At 53.2% G+C, this 16,673-nt stretch carries 16 protein-coding genes; 9 read left to right on the forward strand and 7 right to left on the reverse strand.

Going from position 1 to position 16,673, the window contains the following annotated elements:
• Positions 1-96: 96 nt before the first annotated feature.
• The 8 genes from RGV86_RS16215 to folA all read left to right on the forward strand — a co-directional run bounded on the left by RGV86_RS16215 (position 97) and on the right by folA (position 8,001).
• Entirely contained in the window at positions 97-867 is a 771-nt protein-coding gene (locus tag RGV86_RS16215; protein WP_085460308.1) for an electron transfer flavoprotein FixA, read from the forward strand.
• Positions 868-881: 14 nt separating this feature from the next.
• A complete protein-coding gene (locus RGV86_RS16220; RefSeq protein ID WP_001091478.1) occupies positions 882-1,823 on the forward strand; it encodes an electron transfer flavoprotein subunit alpha/FixB family protein in 942 nt (313 codons plus the stop codon).
• A gap of 50 nt (positions 1,824-1,873) precedes the next feature.
• Positions 1,874-3,160, forward strand: coding sequence for an FAD-dependent oxidoreductase (locus tag RGV86_RS16225; RefSeq protein ID WP_085460309.1), 1,287 nt, complete (start codon positions 1,874-1,876; stop codon positions 3,158-3,160).
• Complete coding sequence (fixX, locus tag RGV86_RS16230; protein ID WP_000203741.1) at positions 3,157-3,444, forward strand: ferredoxin-like protein FixX; 288 nt, start codon at positions 3,157-3,159, stop codon at positions 3,442-3,444. Before RGV86_RS16225 ends, fixX begins: the two co-directional genes overlap by 4 nt.
• A gap of 58 nt (positions 3,445-3,502) precedes the next feature.
• Entirely contained in the window at positions 3,503-4,834 is a 1,332-nt protein-coding gene (locus RGV86_RS16235) for an MFS transporter (protein ID WP_001183199.1), read from the forward strand.
• Positions 4,835-4,944: 110 nt separating this feature from the next.
• Positions 4,945-5,475, forward strand: coding sequence for a glutathione-regulated potassium-efflux system oxidoreductase KefF (kefF, locus tag RGV86_RS16240; protein ID WP_000600737.1), 531 nt, complete (start codon positions 4,945-4,947; stop codon positions 5,473-5,475).
• Entirely contained in the window at positions 5,468-7,330 is a 1,863-nt protein-coding gene (gene kefC, locus RGV86_RS16245; RefSeq protein ID WP_000377117.1) for a glutathione-regulated potassium-efflux system protein KefC, read from the forward strand. The genes kefF and kefC overlap by 8 nt, the downstream gene beginning before the upstream one ends.
• A 191-nt stretch (positions 7,331-7,521) precedes the next feature.
• Positions 7,522-8,001 carry a type 3 dihydrofolate reductase gene (gene folA, locus RGV86_RS16250; RefSeq protein WP_000624375.1) on the forward strand — a complete coding sequence of 160 codons (480 nt, stop codon included), beginning with the start codon at positions 7,522-7,524 and terminating at the stop codon, positions 7,999-8,001.
• A gap of 77 nt (positions 8,002-8,078) precedes the next feature.
• On the opposite strand, the gene apaH is transcribed toward folA, so the two are convergent.
• From apaH to lptD, 6 genes are read right to left on the reverse strand one after another with little or no spacing between them, the layout of a single operon-like run.
• Entirely contained in the window at positions 8,079-8,921 is an 843-nt protein-coding gene (gene apaH, locus RGV86_RS16255) for a bis(5'-nucleosyl)-tetraphosphatase (symmetrical) ApaH (RefSeq protein ID WP_085460310.1), read from the reverse strand.
• Positions 8,922-8,927: 6 nt separating this feature from the next.
• Positions 8,928-9,305, reverse strand: a complete 378-nt coding sequence (apaG, locus tag RGV86_RS16260; RefSeq protein WP_000610899.1) for a Co2+/Mg2+ efflux protein ApaG — start codon at positions 9,303-9,305, stop codon at positions 8,928-8,930.
• 2 nt (positions 9,306-9,307) lie between these two features.
• Complete coding sequence (gene rsmA, locus RGV86_RS16265) at positions 9,308-10,129, reverse strand: 16S rRNA (adenine(1518)-N(6)/adenine(1519)-N(6))-dimethyltransferase RsmA (RefSeq protein WP_001042779.1); 822 nt, start codon at positions 10,127-10,129, stop codon at positions 9,308-9,310.
• Positions 10,126-11,115 (reverse strand): 4-hydroxythreonine-4-phosphate dehydrogenase PdxA, encoded by a 990-nt coding sequence (pdxA, locus tag RGV86_RS16270; RefSeq protein ID WP_000241237.1) that lies wholly within the window; start codon positions 11,113-11,115, stop codon positions 10,126-10,128. Before pdxA ends, rsmA begins: the two co-directional genes overlap by 4 nt.
• Positions 11,115-12,401, reverse strand: coding sequence for a peptidylprolyl isomerase SurA (surA, locus tag RGV86_RS16275; protein ID WP_085460311.1), 1,287 nt, complete (start codon positions 12,399-12,401; stop codon positions 11,115-11,117). The genes pdxA and surA overlap by 1 nt, the downstream gene beginning before the upstream one ends.
• A 52-nt stretch (positions 12,402-12,453) precedes the next feature.
• A complete protein-coding gene (lptD, locus tag RGV86_RS16280) occupies positions 12,454-14,811 on the reverse strand; it encodes an LPS assembly protein LptD (RefSeq protein WP_085460312.1) in 2,358 nt (785 codons plus the stop codon).
• A gap of 254 nt (positions 14,812-15,065) precedes the next feature.
• Between lptD and djlA the strand changes: the two genes are divergently transcribed.
• Positions 15,066-15,881 (forward strand): co-chaperone DjlA, encoded by an 816-nt coding sequence (djlA, locus tag RGV86_RS16285; RefSeq protein ID WP_309508478.1) that lies wholly within the window; start codon positions 15,066-15,068, stop codon positions 15,879-15,881.
• 123 nt (positions 15,882-16,004) lie between these two features.
• On the opposite strand, the gene rluA is transcribed toward djlA, so the two are convergent.
• Positions 16,005-16,664, reverse strand: coding sequence for a bifunctional tRNA pseudouridine(32) synthase/23S rRNA pseudouridine(746) synthase RluA (gene rluA, locus RGV86_RS16290; protein WP_000525207.1), 660 nt, complete (start codon positions 16,662-16,664; stop codon positions 16,005-16,007).
• Positions 16,665-16,673: the final 9 nt, after the last annotated feature.

Consider the following 16,673-nt stretch of genomic DNA (forward strand, 5'->3'; position numbering starts at 1 on the left):
GGTGATTAAAGTTTTATTTCCAAATTAAAGGGCGTGATATCTGTAATTAACACCACCGATATGAACGACGTTTCCTTCATGATTTCTGGAGATGCAATGAAGATTATTACTTGCTATAAGTGCGTGCCTGATGAACAGGATATTGCGGTCAATAATGCTGATGGTTCATTAGACTTCAGCAAAGCCGATGCCAAAATAAGCCAATACGATCTCAACGCTATTGAAGCGGCTTGCCAGCTAAAGCAACAGGCAGCAGAGGCGCAGGTGACAGCCTTAAGTGTGGGCGGTAAAGCCCTGACCAACGCCAAAGGGCGTAAAGATGTGCTATCGCGCGGCCCGGATGAACTGATTGTGGTGATTGACGACCAGTTCGAGCAGGCACTGCCGCAACAAACGGCGACCGCACTGGCTGCGGCTGCCCAGAAAGCAGGCTTTGATCTGATCCTCTGCGGCGATGGTTCTTCCGACCTTTATGCCCAGCAGGTTGGTTTGCTGGTGGGCGAAATCCTCAATATTCCTGCAGTTAATGGCGTGGGCAAAATCCTCTCCCTGACGGCAGATACCCTCACCGTTGAGCGCGAACTGGAAGATGAAACCGAAACCTTAAGCATTCCGCTGCCTGCGGTTGTTGCTGTTTCCACTGATATCAACTCCCCACAAATTCCTTCGATGAAAGCTATTCTCGGCGCGGCGAAAAAGCCCGTCCAGGTATGGTCGGCGGCGGATATCGGTTTTAACGCAGAGGCAGCCTGGTCAGAACAACAGGTTGCCGCGCCGAAACAGCGCGAGCGTCAGCGCATCGTGATTGAAGGCGACGGCGAAGAACAGATCGCCGCATTTGCTGAAAATCTTCGCAAAGTCATTTAATTACAGGGGATGCTATGAACACGTTTTCTCAAGTCTGGGTATTCAGCGATACCCCTTCTCGTCTGCCGGAACTGATGAACGGTGCGCAGGCTTTAGCTAATCAAATCAATGCCTTTGTCCTCAATGATGCCGACGGCGCACAGGCAATCCAGCTAGGCGCTAATCATGTCTGGAAATTAAACGGCAAACCGGACGATCGGATGATCGAAGATTACGCAGGTGTCATGGCTGACACTATTCGCCAGCACGGCGCAGACGGTCTGGTGCTGCTGCCAAACACCCGTCGCGGCAAATTACTGGCGGCAAAACTGGGTTATCGCCTTAAAGCGGCGGTGTCTAACGATGCCAGCACCGTCAGCGTACAGGACGGTAAAGCGACAGTGAAACACATGGTTTACGGCGGTCTGGCGATTGGCGAAGAACGCATTGCCACGCCGTATGCGGTACTGACCATCAGCAGCGGCACGTTTGATGCGGCTCAGCCAGACGCGTCACGCACTGGCGAAACGCACACCGTGGAGTGGCAGGCTCCGGCTGTGGCGATTACCCGCACGGCAACCCAGGCGCGTCAGAGCAACAGCGTCGATCTCGACAAAGCCCGTCTGGTGGTCAGCGTCGGTCGCGGCATTGGCAGCAAAGATAACATTGCGCTGGCAGAACAGCTTTGTAAGGCGATAGGTGCGGAGTTGGCCTGTTCTCGTCCGGTGGCAGAAAACGAAAAATGGATGGAGCACGAACGCTATGTCGGTATCTCCAACCTGATGCTGAAACCTGAACTGTACTTGGCTGTGGGGATCTCCGGGCAGATCCAGCACATGGTTGGCGCTAACGCGTCGCAAACCATTTTCGCCATCAATAAAGATAAAAATGCGCCGATCTTCCAGTACGCGGATTACGGCATTGTTGGCGACGCCGTGAAGATCCTTCCGGCGCTGACCGCAGCTTTAGCGCGTTGATCCACTCTGGCAGGGCTGCATTTCGGCCCTGCCGCTGACAGGGAGCTCTTATGTCCGAAGATATCTTTGACGCCATCATCGTCGGTGCAGGGCTTGCCGGTTCGGTTGCCGCACTGGTGCTCGCCCGCGAAGGGGCGCAAGTGTTAGTTATCGAGCGTGGCAATTCCGCAGGTGCCAAGAACGTCACCGGCGGGCGTCTCTATGCCCACAGTCTGGAACACATTATTCCAGGTTTCGCCGAATCCGCCCCCGTAGAACGCCTGATTACCCATGAAAAACTCGCGTTTATGACGGAAAAGTCAGCGATGACTATGGACTACTGCAACGGTGACGAAACCTCGCCATCCCAGCGTTCTTACTCTGTTTTGCGCAGTAAATTTGATGCCTGGTTAATGGAGCAGGCCGAAGAAGCGGGCGCGCAGTTAATTACCGGGATTCGTGTCGATAACCTCGTACAGCGCGATGGTAAAGTCGTCGGTGTAGAAGCCGATGGCGATGTAATTGAAGCGAAGACGGTGATCCTTGCCGACGGGGTGAACTCCATCCTTGCCGAAAAGCTGGGGATGGCAAAACGCGTCAAACCGACGGATGTGGCGGTTGGCGTGAAGGAACTGATCGAGTTACCGAAGTCAGTTATCGAAGACCGTTTTCAGTTGCAGGGTAATCAGGGCGCGGCCTGCTTATTTGCGGGTTCCCCCACCGATGGCCTGATGGGCGGCGGTTTCCTTTATACCAATGAAAATACCCTGTCGCTGGGGCTGGTTTGCGGCCTGCATCATCTGCATGACGCGAAAAAATCGGTGCCGCAAATGCTGGAAGATTTCAAACAACATCCGGCAGTTGCACCGCTGATCGCGGGCGGCAAGCTGGTGGAATATTCTGCTCACGTCGTGCCGGAAGCGGGCATCAACATGCTGCCGGAACTGGTCGGTGACGGCGTGCTGATTGCCGGTGATGCCGCCGGAATGTGTATGAACCTCGGTTTTACCATTCGCGGTATGGATCTGGCGATTGCCGCCGGGGAAGCAGCAGCAAAAACCGTGCTTTCAGCGATGAAAAGCGACGATTTTGGTAAGCAAAAACTGGCGGAATATCGTCAGCATCTGGAGAGTGGCCCGCTGCGCGATATGCGCATGTACCAAAAACTACCGGCGTTCCTTGATAACCCACGCATGTTTAGCGGCTACCCGGAACTGGCGGTGGGCGTGGCGCGTGACCTGTTCACCATTGACGGCAGCGCGCCGGAACTGATGCGCAAGAAAATCCTCCGCCACGGCAAGAAAGTGGGCTTCATCAATCTGATCAAGGATGGCATGAAAGGAGTGACCGTTTTATGACTTCTCCCGTCAATGTGGACGTCAAACTGGGCGTCAATAAATTCAATGTCGATGAAGAGCATCCGCACATCGTTGTGAAGGCCGATGCCGATAAACAGGCGCTGGAACTGCTGGTGAAAGCGTGCCCCGCTGGTCTGTACAAGAAGCAGGATGACGGCAGTGTGCGCTTCGATTACGCCGGATGTCTGGAGTGCGGCACCTGTCGCATTCTGGGGCTGGGGTCGGCGCTGGAACAGTGGGAATACCCGCGCGGCACCTTTGGTGTGGAGTTCCGTTACGGCTGATGTTGGTTTGATACGTAACGCCGTACTGACTCTCATTGCAAAAAAACAGGAATAACCCATGCAACCGTCCAGAAACTTTGACGATCTCAAATTCTCCTCTATTCACCGCCGCATTTTGCTGTGGGGAAGCGGTGGGCCGTTTCTGGATGGTTATGTCCTGGTAATGATAGGCGTGGCGCTGGAGCAACTGACTCCGGCACTGAAACTGGATGCAGACTGGATTGGCTTGCTGGGCGCGGGAACGCTCGCCGGGCTGTTCGTCGGCACATCGCTGTTTGGCTATATCTCCGATAAAGTTGGACGGCGCAAAATGTTCCTCATTGATATTATCGCCATTGGCGTGATATCGGTGGCGACGATGTTTGTCTCATCCCCCGTCGAACTGCTGGTGATGCGGGTACTCATCGGCATTGTCATCGGCGCGGATTATCCCATCGCCACCTCGATGATCACCGAGTTCTCCAGCACCCGTCAGCGGGCGTTTTCCATCAGCTTTATTGCTGCCATGTGGTATGTCGGCGCAACCTGTGCCGATCTGGTTGGCTACTGGCTTTATGATGTGGAAGGTGGCTGGCGCTGGATGTTGGGCAGCGCGGCGATCCCCTGTTTGTTGATTTTGATTGGTCGATTCGAACTGCCTGAATCTCCCCGCTGGTTGTTACGCAAAGGGCGAGTAAAAGAGTGCGAAGAGATGATGATAAAACTGTTTGGCGAACCGGTGGCTTTCGATGAAGAGCAGCCGCAGCAAACCCGTTTTCGCGATCTGTTTAATCGCCGCCATTTTCCTTTTGTCCTGTTTGTTGCCGCCATCTGGACTTGCCAGGTGATCCCAATGTTCGCCATCTACACCTTTGGCCCGCAAATCGTTGGTTTGTTGGGATTGGGTGTTGGCAAAAACGCGGCACTGGGAAATGTGGTGATTAGCCTGTTCTTTATGCTCGGCTGTATTCCGCCGATGCTGTGGTTAAACACTGCCGGACGGCGTCCATTGTTGATTGGCAGCTTTGCCATGATGACGCTGGCGCTGGCGGTTTTGGGGCTGATCCCGGATATGGGGATCTGGCTGGTAGTGATGGCCTTTGCGGTATATGCCTTTTTCTCTGGCGGGCCGGGTAATTTGCAGTGGCTTTATCCTAATGAACTCTTCCCGACGGATATCCGCGCTTCTGCCGTGGGGGTGATTATGTCCTTAAGCCGGATTGGCACCATTGTTTCAACCTGGGCGCTGCCGATCTTTATCAATAATTACGGTATCAGTAACACGATGCTGATGGGGGCGGGGATCTCGCTGTTTGGCTTGTTGATTTCCGTAGCGTTTGCCCCGGAAACCCGTGGGATGTCACTGGCGCAGACCAGCAATATGACGATCCGCAGGCAGCGAGCGGGGTAATTTATTCAGAATTCTCTCTTTTCTGAATCAATATTATTGACTATAAGCCGCGTGAATATGTGACTACACTTTGTGGGAAAACAAAGGCGTAAACACGCGGGCTAATAACTATGATCCTCATAATTTATGCGCATCCGTATCCGCATCATTCCCATGCGAATAAACGGATGCTTGAACAGGCAAGGACGCTGGAAGGCGTCGAAATTCGCTCTCTTTATCAACTCTATCCTGACTTCAATATCGATATTGCCGCCGAGCAGGAGGCGCTGTCTCGCGCCGATCTGATCGTCTGGCAGCACCCGATGCAGTGGTACAGCATTCCACCGCTCCTTAAACTTTGGATCGATAAAGTCCTCTCGCACGGCTGGGCTTACGGTCACGGCGGTACGGCGCTGCATGGCAAACACTTGCTGTGGGCGGTGACGACCGGCGGCGGGGAAAGCCATTTTGAAATTGGTGCGCATCCGGGCTTTGATGTGCTGTCGCAGCCGCTACAGGCGACGGCAATCTACTGCGGGCTGAACTGGCTGCCGCCGTTTGCCATGCACTGCACCTTTATTTGTGACGACGAAACCCTCGAAGGGCAGGCGCGCCACTATAAGCAACGTCTGCTGGAATGGCAGGAGGCACATCATGGATAGCCATACGCTGATTCAGGCGCTGATTTATCTCGGTTCGGCGGCGCTGATTGTACCCATTGCGGTACGCCTCGGTCTGGGATCGGTACTTGGCTACCTGATTGCGGGCTGCATTATTGGCCCGTGGGGGCTGCGACTGGTGACTGATGCCGAATCTATTCTGCACTTTGCTGAAATCGGCGTGGTGCTGATGCTGTTTATTATCGGCCTCGAACTCGATCCACAAAGGTTGTGGAAGCTGCGTGCGGCAGTGTTCGGCGGTGGCGCATTGCAGATGGTGATTTGCGGCGGCCTACTGGGGCTCTTCTGCATGTTACTTGGGCTGCGCTGGCAGGTAGCGGAATTGATCGGCATGACGCTGGCGCTCTCTTCTACGGCGATTGCCATGCAGGCGATGAATGAGCGTAACCTGATGGTGACGCAAATGGGCCGCAGTGCCTTTGCGGTGCTGCTGTTCCAGGATATCGCCGCGATCCCTCTGGTAGCGATGATCCCGCTACTGGCGGCGAGCAGTGCCTCGACGACGATGGGCGCATTTGCTCTCTCGGCGTTAAAAGTGGCGGGCGCGCTGGTGCTGGTGGTACTGCTTGGGCGCTATGTCACGCGTCCGGCGCTGCGTTTTGTTGCCCGCTCTGGCTTGCGGGAAGTGTTTAGTGCCGTGGCTTTATTCCTCGTGTTTGGCTTTGGTTTGCTGCTGGAAGAGGTTGGCTTGTCGATGGCGATGGGCGCGTTTCTGGCGGGCGTACTGCTGGCAAGCTCGGAATACCGTCATGCGCTGGAAAGCGATATCGAACCATTTAAAGGTTTGCTGCTGGGGCTGTTTTTCATCGGTGTTGGCATGTCGATAGACTTTGGCACGCTGCTTGAAAACCCATTGCGCATTGTCATTTTGCTGCTTGGTTTCCTCATCATCAAAATCGCCATGCTGTGGCTGATTGCCCGACCGTTGCAGGTGCCAAATAAACAGCGTCGCTGGTTTGCGGTGTTGTTAGGGCAGGGCAGTGAGTTTGCCTTTGTGGTATTTGGCGCGGCGCAGATGGCGAATGTGCTGGAGCCGGAGTGGGCGAAATCGCTGACCCTGGCGGTGGCGCTGTCGATGGCAGCAACGCCGATTCTGCTGGTGATCCTCAATCGCCTTGAGCAATCTTCTACTGAAGAAGCGCGTGAAGCCGATGAGATCGACGAAGAACAGCCGCGTGTGATTATCGCTGGATTCGGTCGTTTTGGGCAGATAACCGGACGTTTACTGCTCTCCAGTGGGGTAAAAATGGTGGTGCTCGATCACGATCCTGACCATATCGAAACGTTGCGCAAATTCGGCATGAAAGTCTTTTACGGTGATGCCACGCGGATGGATTTACTGGAATCTGCGGGAGCGGCGAAAGCGGAAGTGCTGATTAACGCCATCGACGATCCGCAAACCAACCTGCAACTGACGGAGATGGTGAAAGAACATTTCCCGCATTTGCAGATTATTGCCCGCGCCCGCGATGTCGACCACTACATTCGTTTGCGTCAGGCAGGCGTTGAAAAGCCGGAGCGTGAAACCTTTGAAGGTGCGCTGAAAACCGGGCGTCTGGCACTGGAAAGTTTAGGTCTGGGGCCGTATGAAGCGCGAGAACGCGCCGATGTGTTCCGCCGCTTTAATATTCAGATGGTGGAAGAGATGGCAATGGTTGAGAACGACACCAAAGCCCGCGCGGCGGTCTATAAACGCACCAGCGCGATGTTAAGTGAGATCATTACTGAAGACCGTGAACATCTGTCATTAATTCAACGACATGGCTGGCAGGGAACCGAAGAAGGTAAACATACCGGCAACATGGCGGATGAACCGGAAACGAAACCCTCATCCTAATAAAGAGTGACGTAAATCACACTTTACAGCTAACTGTTTGTTTTTGTTTCATTGTAATGCGGCGAGTCCAGGGGGAGAGCGTGGACTCGCCAGCAGAATATAAAATTTTCCTCAACATCATCCTCGCACCAGTCGACGACGGTTTACGCTTTACGTATAGTGGCGACAATTTTTTTTATCGGGAAATCTCAATGATCAGTCTGATTGCGGCGTTAGCGGTAGATCGCGTTATCGGCATGGAAAACGCCATGCCGTGGAACCTGCCTGCCGATCTCGCCTGGTTTAAACGCAACACTTTAAATAAACCCGTGATTATGGGCCGCCATACCTGGGAATCCATCGGTCGTCCTCTGCCAGGACGCAAAAATATTATCCTCAGCAGTCAACCGGGTACGGACGATCGCGTAACGTGGGTGAAATCGGTGGATGAAGCCATCGCGGCGTGTGGTGACGTACCGGAGATTATGGTGATTGGCGGTGGTCGCGTTTATGAGCAGTTCCTGCCCAAAGCGCAAAAACTGTATCTGACGCATATCGACGCGGAAGTGGAAGGCGACACCCATTTCCCGGACTATGAGCCGGATGACTGGGAATCGGTGTTCAGCGAATTCCACGACGCCGATGCGCAGAACTCTCATAGCTATTGTTTTGAGATTCTGGAACGGCGGTAAGTTTGTATAGAATTTACGGCTAGTGCCGGATGCGACGCCGGTCGCGTCTTATCCGGCCTTCCTGTATCAGGCTGTGTTTAAGACGCCGCCGCTTCGCCCATATCCTTATGCCGGTTCGATGGCTGGACGAAATACTGCTTATCTTCCCAGCGCAGGCAGGTTAATGTCCCACCCCAGCAGCATCCGGTATCCAGCGCGTAAATACCTTCCGGCGTACCTTTTCCTTCCAGCGATGCCCAGTGACCAAACACAATATTGTACTCTTCGCTAACTGGCCCTGGAATGGTAAACCACGGTTTCAATGGTGCTGGCGCGTCTTCTGGCGACTCTTTGCTGTACATATCCAGTTGACCGTTCGGGAAGCAAAAACGCATACGGGTAAAAGCGTTGGTGATAAAACGCAGTCGTGCCAGTCCGCGTAACTCTGGCGTCCAGTTGTTTGGCATGTCGCCGTACATGGCGTCGAGGAAGAAAGGATAGGAGTCACTCGACAATACTGCTTCTACGTCGTGAGCACACTCTTTAGCAGTCTCTAAGTCCCACTGCGGCGTGATCCCCGCGTGAGCCATCACCAGCTTTTTCTCTTCGTCGATTTGCAGCAGAGGTTGGCGACGCAGCCAGTTAAGCAGCTCATCAGCGTCGGGCGCTTCCAGCAGCGGTGTCAGGCGGTCTTTCGGTTTATTACGGCTGATCCCGGCGAATACCGCCAGCAGATGCAGATCGTGATTACCCAGCACCAGACGCACGCTGTTGCCTAAGGATTTTACATAGCGCAGAACATCAAGCGAACCAGGCCCGCGAGCGACCAGGTCACCCGTCAGCCAGAGGGTATCTTTCCCAGGGGTAAATTCTATTTTATGCAGCAAAGCGATCAGTTCATCGTAACAACCATGAACGTCGCCAATAAGGTATGTCGCCATATTATTTTAATGAATGAGTATTGGAACGGAGAGTCGAAATACAGGAATGTCGATGCTGAATGGAACGCCATTTTCATCGATCATTTCGTAGTGACCCTGCATGGTGCCCATCGGTGTTTCGATTATCGCACCGCTGGTGTACTGGTACTCTTCGCCAGGGGCGATATGCGGCTGAACGCCCACCACACCTTCGCCCTGGACTTCGGTTTCACGGCCATTGCCGTTGGTGATCAGCCAGTAACGCCCCAACAACTGCACTGGCGCTCGCCCCAGGTTGCGTATGGTTACGGTATAAGCAAAAACGTAACGTTCATTATCAGGTGAAGATTGTGCTTCAATGTAAACACTTTGAACCTGAATACACACTCGGGGCGAATTGATCATCGTTAACTCTCCTGCAAAGACGCGTTCTCCGCCAGATAGTTCGCCATCTGGCAATATTGCGCGACAGAGATATTTTCCGCTCGCATCGCCGGGTCGATGCCCATTCCCGTTAACACCTCGACGCTAAACAGGTTGCCGAGGCTGTTACGAATGGTTTTACGACGCTGGTTAAAGGCTTCGGTGGTGATACGGCTTAACACGCGAACATCTTTAACCGGGTAAGGCATCGTTGCATGAGGAACCAGGCGCACGACGGCGGAATCCACTTTTGGTGGTGGTGTAAAGGCCGATGGCGGTACTTCCAGCACCGGGATCACGTTGCAATAATATTGCGCCATGACGCTTAATCGACCATACGCTTTGCTGTTCGGTCCTGCAACCAGACGATTCACCACCTCTTTTTGCAACATAAAGTGCATGTCGGCAATGGCATCAGTATAGCTAAACAGATGGAACATCAACGGCGTGGAGATGTTATACGGCAGGTTACCGAAAACTCGTAGCGGCTGACCCATTTTCTCAGCCAGCTCACCGAAGTTAAAGGTCATCGCATCCTGCTGATAAATCGTCAGTTTCGGGCCTAAGAATGGATGCGTTTGCAGACGTGCCGCCAAATCGCGGTCAAGTTCGATGACTGTCAGTTGATCCAGACGTTCGCCGACTGGCTCGGTCAACGCTGCCAGACCGGGGCCGATTTCGACCATCGCCTGACCCTTCTGCGGGTTAATGGCAGAAACAATGCTGTCGATCACGAACTGATCGTTGAGAAAGTTTTGCCCGAAGCGTTTACGGGCTAAGTGGCCCTGGTGGACTCGTTTATTCATTGGGTATTAACAATCATTTTGATGGCGAGATTAAGCGCCGTAATAAAACTGCCGACATCGGCTTTGCCACGTCCCGCCAGTTCCAGCGCGGTGCCGTGGTCCACTGATGTGCGAATAAAGGGCAGGCCCAGCGTAATATTCACACCGCGCCCGAAGCCCTGGTATTTTAGCACGGGAAGACCCTGATCGTGGTACATCGCCAGCACCGCGTCGGCGTTGTCGAGATATTTAGGCTGAAACAGGGTATCGGCAGGCAAAGGCCCGTTGAGTTTCATACCCTGCGCCCGTAACTCGTCGAGCACCGGAATGATGGTGTCTATCTCTTCCGTGCCCATATGACCGCCTTCGCCCGCGTGCGGATTCAGGCCACAGACCAGAATGCGCGGCTCAGCAATACCAAATTTGGTTTGCAAATCGTGATGCAAAATAGAAATGACTTCATGCAGCAGGGGCGGGGTGATGGCGTCAGCGATATCGCGCAGCGGTAAATGCGTCGTTGCCAGCGCCACGCGAAGTTCTTCGGTTGCCAGCATCATCACGACTTTTTTTGCCTGCGAACGCTCTTCGAAAAACTCGGTATGACCGGTAAACGGAATGCCAGCGTCGTTAATGACGCCTTTATGCACGGGGCCGGTAATCAGCGCGGCAAATTCACCGTTCAGACAGCCATCACACGCTCGCGCCAGCGTCTCTACCACGTAATGCCCATTTTCAACCGTTAATTGCCCCGCAGTCACAGGTGCACGTAGCGCGACAGGAAGTAGCGTTAATGTGCCCGCAGTTTGCGGTTGTGCAGGGGAGTCTGGGGAGTAAGGGCGGAGAGTAAGCGGCAAACCGAGCATCGCTGCCCGGTCAGTAAGGAGAGTGGCATCGGCACAAACAACCAGTTCGACCGGCCACTCACGCTGTGCAAGCTGGACAACTAAGTCCGGGCCAATCCCGGCTGGCTCGCCGGGAGTGATCACAACACGTTGGGTTTTAACCATTAGTTGCTCAGGATTTTAACGTAGGCGCTGGCGCGTTGTTCCTGCATCCAGCTTGCTGCTTCTTCCGAGAACTTACGGTTCATCAGCATACGATAAGCACGATCTTTCTGCGCAGCGTCGGTTTTATCGACATTACGGGTATCCAGCAGTTCGATTAAATGCCAGCCGAATGAAGAGTGAACCGGTGCGCTCATTTGACCTTTGTTCAGGCGGGTCAACGCGTCACGGAAGGCCGGATCGAAAATATCTGGCGTAGCCCAGCCGAGATCGCCGCCCTGGTTGGCAGAGCCTGGATCCTGAGAGAACTCTTTCGCCGCAGCGGCAAACGTGGTTTTACCACTCTTGATGTCCGCTGCAATTTGCTCCAGTTTTACGCGAGCCTGTTCGTCAGTCATGATCGGCGACGGTTTCAGCAGAATATGGCGAGCATGAACTTCGGTTACCGAAATATTTTTGCTTTCGCCGCGCAGATCGTTAACTTTCAGGATATGGAAGCCAACGCCAGAACGAATCGGACCAACAATATCGCCTTTCTTCGCGGTGCTTAATGCCTGGGCGAAAATTCCCGGCAGTTCCTGAATGCGACCCCAGCCCATCTGGCCGCCGTTCAGCGCCTGCTGATCGGCAGAGTGAGCGATCGCCAGTTTACCGAAATCAGCGCCATTACGCGCCTGATCGACAATGGCACGCGCCTGTGTTTCCGCTTCGTTTACCTGCTCAGAAGACGGGTTTTCCGGCAGCGGGATCAGGATGTGGCTTAAGTTCAGCTCAGTGCTGGCGTCGTTTTGGTTACCCACCTGCTGCGCCAGGGATTCGACTTCCTGCGGCAGGATGGTGATGCGACGACGCACCTCGTTGTTACGCACTTCAGAGATAATCATCTCTTTACGGATCTGGTTACGATAGGTGTTGTAGTTCAGACCATCGTAAGCCAGACGGCTGCGCATCTGATCCAGCGTCATGTTGTTCTGTTTCGCGATGTTAGCAATCGCCTGATCCAGCTGCTCATCGGAGATTTTCACTCCCATTTTCTGCCCCATCTGCAGGATGATTTGATCCATGATCAAACGTTCCATGATTTGGTGGCGCAGCGTCGCGTCATCAGGAAGTTGCTGCCTTGCCTGAGCAGCGTTCAGTTTTACCGACTGCATTAATCCATCAACGTCGCTTTCCAGCACGACGCCGTTATTGACGACGGCTGCGACTTTATCGACTACCTGGGGGGCAGCGAAACTGGTATTCGCGATCATCGCGATACCGAGAAGCAGCGTTTTCCAGTTCTTCATACTTTTTCCATTTCAATTAACCGCACTGCGGATTACGTGGTAAATCAACAAATCACAAAGAGTTTTGATACGGCAGAATGTTCGAACGCAGCATCTCTTGCGTACCGAGACCGTAGTTAGAGCTCAGGCCGCGAAGTTCGATGTTAAAGCCGATTGCGTTGTCATATACCGCATGTTGTTTATCGTTATCCCAACCGTTCAGCTTCCGCTCGTAACCGACGCGAATCGCATAGCAGCAGGAGCTGTATTGCACGCCTAACATTGAGTCGGCTTGCTTGTTCGCATTGGTGTCGTAGTAGTAAGCCCCGACAATTGACCAACGATCGGCGATTGGCCAGCTGGCGACTGCGCCTACCTGCGAAATACCGTTTTTGTACTGCTCGGCGGTGGAATAGTACTTAGGCAGCGTAGCCTGAATATATTCCGGGCTGGCGTAGCGGTAGTTCAGCTGTACCAGACGGTCTTCATCCCGACGGTATTCAATGCTGGTGTTACTGGTGGCTACGTTATCCAGACGAGTATCGTACTGAATGCCGCCACGCAATCCCCAGCGTTCGGAGATGCGCCAGTAGGTATCGCCTGCCCATACCAGTGAGCCCGTTTTGTCGTCATTCTCCCATGTTATGTTGTCATCGCCGGTGCGAGACTCCGTGAAGTAGTAGATTTGACCAACGGAAATATTAAAACGTTCAACGGCTGCGTCATCATATACGCGAGTTGTGACGCCGGTCGTCACCTGGTTAGCCGAAGCAATACGGTCAAGACCACCGTAAGTCCGGTCCCGGAACAGGCCAGAGTAGTCAGATTGCAGCAGAGACGAGTCGTAGTTGTAGATATCGCTCTGATCGCGATACGGCACATACAGGTATTGCGCGCGCGGTTCCAGCGTCTGGGTGTAACCCGGCGCCAGCATTTCCATATCGCGTTCAAAGACCATTTTGCCGTCAACTTTGAATTGCGGCATTACACGGTTAACAGAATCTGCCAACTTATTGTTTTGTGGGTTGCTGTTATACCAGTCAAGATTGGTCTGTTGATAATGCGTCGCCATCAGTTTGGCTTCGGTATTCAGACTCCCCCAGTTATTCGACAACGGAAGATTGATTGTCGGTTCAAGGTGCAGACGTGTGGCTTCTGGCATATTGCTATTGGTATTTACAAAATGCACAGCCTGACCATAGATGCGGGTATCAAACGGACCGAGATCGTTATGGTAGTAATTGACGTCTAACTGCGGTTCAGCGGCGTAGCTGTTGCCACTGTTATCGTCAAAGACCTGGAATTGTTTGGTTGAAAGCGTGGCGTCAAAGTTCTGCACCGCATAGCCCACGCTGAATTTTTGCGTGGCATAACCATCGGTACTGGAACCATATTTATTATCAAAATCGTTGAAATAGGTCGGGTCGCTGACTTTGGTGTAGTCGATGTTAAAGCGCCAAACCTGGTCCATCACTCCGGAGTGTTGCCAGTAGAACAACCAACGGCGTGAATTGCTATCTTCTGGATGTTCATCTTCATAGACTTTATCCGAAGGCAGATAATCCAGTTCCATCAAGCCTGCGCCTGCCTGGGTGAGATAACGGAATTCGTTCTCCCACATGATGTTGCCACGACGATGCATATAATGCGGCGTGATGGTGGCATCCATATTTGGCGCAATGTTCCAGTAATATGGCAGATAGAACTCAAAGTAGTTGGTGGTGGTGTATTTGGCGTTCGGGATCAAGAAACCAGAACGGCGTTTATCACCCACCGGCAACTGCAAATACGGGCTGTAAAAGATCGGAACCGGACCCACTTTAAAGCGGGCGTTCCAGATCTCCGCAACTTGTTCTTCGCGGTCATGAATAATTTCGCTACCTACCACGCTCCAGGTATCGGAACCTGGCAAACAGGAAGTAAAGCTACCGTTATCCAGAATGGTGTAGCGGTTTTCGCCACGTTGTTTCATCAGGTCCGCTTTACCACGACCCTGGCGACCCACCATCTGGTAATCACCTTCCCAGACGTTGGTATCTTTGGTGTTCAGATTCGCCCAGCCTTTCGGCCCTTTGAGGATCACCTGGTTATCGTCGTAATGGACATTACCGAGCGCATCAACAGTACGTATCGGCTCCGGTTGTCCTGGTGCCTCTTTTTGATGGAGCTGCACTTCGTCGGCCTGCAGACGGCTGTTACCCTGCATGATATCTACGCTGCCAGTAAACACGGCGTCATCGGGGTAATTCCCCTTTGCGTGGTCAGCATTAATCGTCACGGGTAAGTCGTTAGTCTCGCCCTGTACCAGAGGACGGTCATAGCTTGGCACGCCCAACATGCACTGTGAGGCGAGGTCGGCTGCCAGTCCCTGTTGACTATAAAGGGCGGTGGCAATCATGGTGGCCAGGAGAGTGGGGATACGTTTTTTCATACGTTGATTTTATTGTTCCATCATCGGTAACGTTGCGCGTGACAAACGGTCAGAGACTAACGTACTCGTCATCTCTACGCTAGTGTTAATCCTGTCCGAATAGCGTCAGTGGTGTTAGGCACGGCATTGAATGACAGGTATGATAATGCAAATTATAGGCGATGTCCCACAATTGACCGCAGCCGGAAAACGGTAAAAGCACCTTTATATTGTGGGAGATAGCCCTGATATCCGTGTGTCGATTTGGGGAATATATGCAGTATTGGGGAAAAATCATTGGCGTGGTCGTGGCCTTACTGATGGGCGGCGGCTTTTGGGGCGTTGTATTAGGTCTGTTAATCGGCCATATGTTTGATAAAGCCCGCAGCCGCAAAATGGCGTGGTTCGCCAACCAGCGCGAGCGTCAGGCGCTGTTTTTTGCCACCACTTTTGAAGTAATGGGGCATTTAACCAAATCCAAAGGACGTGTTACTGAGGCTGATATTCATATTGCCACATTGCTCATGGATCGGATGAATTTACACGGTGCTTCCCGTACTGCGGCGCAAAATGCATTTCGGGTGGGAAAATCAGACAATTACCCGCTGCGCGAAAAGATGCGTCAGTTTCGCAGTGTTTGCTTTGGTCGTTTCGACTTAATTCGTATGTTTCTGGAGATCCAGATTCAGGCGGCGTTTGCTGATGGTTCACTGCACCCGAATGAACGGGCGGTGCTGTATGTGATTGCTGAAGAGTTAGGGATCTCCCGCGCCCAGTTTGACCAGTTTCTGCGCATGATGCAGGGTGGGGCGCAATTTGGCGGCGGTTATCAGCAGCAATCTGGCGGTGGTAACTGGCAGCAAGCGCAGCGTGGCCCGACACTGGAAGATGCCTGTAACGTGCTGGGCGTGAAGCCGACGGACGATGCAACCACCATTAAACGAGCCTACCGTAAGCTGATGAGCGAACACCATCCGGATAAGCTGGTGGCGAAAGGTTTGCCGCCAGAGATGATGGAGATGGCGAAGCAGAAAGCGCAGGAAATTCAGCAGGCGTATGAGCTGATTAAGCAGCAGAAAGGGTTTAAATAAGTTTCAGAGCGAGTAAGAAATTGTAGGCCGGATAAGACGCGCCAGCGTCGCATCCGGCGGCACAAATTGCCGGATGCGGCGTGAACGCCTTATCCGGACTACCGGACTGCGCCGTCGTCACTATCAAAAATCCGCTGGCGCCTTAAACGTCATACTATTGCCATATGCCGGATGGGTAATCGTCAACATCTCTGCATGTAGCAGCAAACGCGGTGCCATCGCCCTGGCTTCTGGTGAAGCATAAAAACGATCGCCGAGAATCGGATGCCCCAGCGCCAGCATATGCACACGTAGCTGATGCGAACGTCCGGTAATCGGCTTTAACACCACTCTTGCCGTGTTATCCGCCGCATAATCCACGACTTCATATTCTGTCTGCGCAGGCTTACCCGTTTCGTAACAGACTTTCTGTTTCGGGCGGTTTGGCCAGTCGCAAATCAACGGCAGATCCACCAGACCTTCCGCAGGGGATGGATGCCCCCAGACGCGAGCCACATACTGTTTTTTCGGCTCGCGCTCGCGGAACTGGCGTTTTAATTCCCGCTCCGCAGCTTTAGTCAGCGCCACTACAATCACGCCGCTGGTGGCCATATCCAGACGATGCACCGATTCCGCCTGCGGATAATCGCGCTGAATGCGCGTCATCACGCTGTCTTTGTGCTCTTCCAGACGTCCCGGCACAGACAACAAACCGCTCGGCTTGTTGACCACCATAATGTGATCATCCTGATACAGGACAACCAGCCAGGGTTCCTGCGGCGGATTGTAGTTTTCCATCCCCATCTTCGGCTC

It is taken from the genome of Escherichia ruysiae (genome assembly GCF_031323975.1).
Taxonomy (GTDB): Bacteria; Pseudomonadota; Gammaproteobacteria; order Enterobacterales; family Enterobacteriaceae; genus Escherichia; species Escherichia ruysiae.